The organism is Serratia sp. HNCC26DJ244, from assembly GCF_057180565.1.
Window position 1 is genome coordinate 1 of record NZ_JBXUGO010000093.1, and the last position, 715, is coordinate 715.

1 protein-coding gene and 1 pseudogene are annotated in these 715 nt (G+C 47.4%); both read right to left on the reverse strand.

All coding sequences use genetic code 11. The features are described 5' to 3' along the window. Positions 1 to 237 (reverse strand): annotated as a pseudogene (locus AC2A06_RS18720) (hypothetical protein); the annotation flags it as partial. A gap of 148 nt (positions 238 to 385) precedes the next feature. Further along, positions 386 to 715 (reverse strand): type I secretion C-terminal target domain-containing protein (locus tag AC2A06_RS18725; protein WP_484381282.1); only part of this gene is annotated, 330 nt, incomplete at its 5' end.

The window sequence follows — 715 nt, forward strand, 5'->3', positions numbered from 1 at the left end:
AGGATAGTAGAAGACAATTTGCGACAACTCCGGCACAACCTCCCCGACAGGACGATAACCGTTTGCAATGGTCCCTGAACCACCGGTCTGCCCATTGGCATCTAACACCGTAGACACCGTATTGTTATGCCCACCAGGGAGTCCCTCCTGCGCAGAAGCTGGCAAAGAACACCATCCGCTGGCTAACATTAATGACACGATAGTGGCGTACTTGAATTTATTACCAAGAGCTTTCATTAAAATCTCCATGCAGGGCGATATCTCATCCATCAATATCAATAAATTGCTGGCGTTGTCATCACCCTTAATTAGGTCATCTGTAATCTGTTGATCAGCTATGCAAAAGAGCCCACAGTGTTTCCTCTGTGGGCCCCCATCTTATTGATTAGACAATAATTTGGTTATTTTGCAACAACGTTGCCAGATCAGTCTGGACATTAGCCAACGTAATAGCATAGGTAAAGGCGTTCGCATTGCCTGAACCATCGCGATCAATACTGATCACCGTGTCATAGCCGACGTTCTCCACCTTCAGGTACTTAAGAATACCTTGGGAAGAGTAGTCCAATTCCATCTTGCCATCATCCTGGAAGAAAGAGATTGAGCCGTTATAGTCCAGCAGATCACTCAGGTCAATCAGGTCCGCATCACCGTCAGTCACCACGTTACCCACATGGAAGCCATGGATAGTATCGCTGCCATTACCGCCGGTGCC